This is a genomic window from Oleiphilus sp. HI0043, from assembly GCF_001634935.1.
Window position 1 is genome coordinate 1 of record NZ_LWEY01000436.1, and the last position, 763, is coordinate 763.

Below are 763 nucleotides of genomic sequence, written 5' to 3' on the forward strand. Positions count from 1 at the left end.
TGCCTATGTCAAAGACTGGAAGTCTATGCAGAACGCTCATCCAGCTAAAGCGGCTATAGATAACTGGGTGATTGAAGGCTGTCCTCACCATGGTCCTGATATGTCTTTTGATCGCGATGACCGCGCACATATTGTCTGGTTTACACAAGGGGATAAACATAAAGGTTTGGTGTACGGTCGCTATAACTTTTCTGAAGGAAGGGCCTTAGACACAATTTCGATTGATTCACTCCCAGGTGCGAGTCGTCCACAGGTCATAGTGCAAGATTCGAATGTGTTCCTACTATGGAAACGCTACAACGGACAAGGTCTCGATTTGATCTTACGTCAGTCCGTGAACTTAGGAAAAGACTGGCTAAAAGAAAAGGTAATCGCAAGTACCACTCATGACTCAGATCACCCTGACCTGATTGAAGTGAAGGGCCGAATTCATGCTATGTGGCATACACAGGCTGAAGGCTTACGCTGGATTAGGGTAGAGTAATGATAAGCGTGAAAAAACTAGCTGTGTTTATATGGGGTTTAATAGTTATAGGGTGGAGCGCTTCGCTTCAGGCAAATGCGAATATAAAGCCCTTTTCAGCGGATAGTCTGATTGCCATTGAAGAATCTCGTAAGGGAGAGGCATTTATATTACTGCTATGGTCAATCGAGTGTCCTCCTTGTCTAAAAGAATTAAAACTTCTAAAGGAATTAACAGGGCAAGGCCTGAATAAGCACTTGTTGCTAGTTTCAACGGACGATATGGAATACCAGACAGATA

Annotated in this window: 1 protein-coding gene and 1 pseudogene; both read left to right on the forward strand. The window is 43.8% G+C overall.

The annotated features are described in order from the left end of the window. Positions 1-484, forward strand: a 484-nt coding sequence (locus A3729_RS32375; protein ID WP_197475603.1) for a hypothetical protein, incomplete at its 5' end; no start/stop codon positions are given. Next, positions 484-763 (forward strand): annotated as a pseudogene (locus A3729_RS05580) (hypothetical protein); the annotation flags it as partial. The gene A3729_RS32375 and the pseudogene A3729_RS05580, both read left to right, overlap by 1 nt.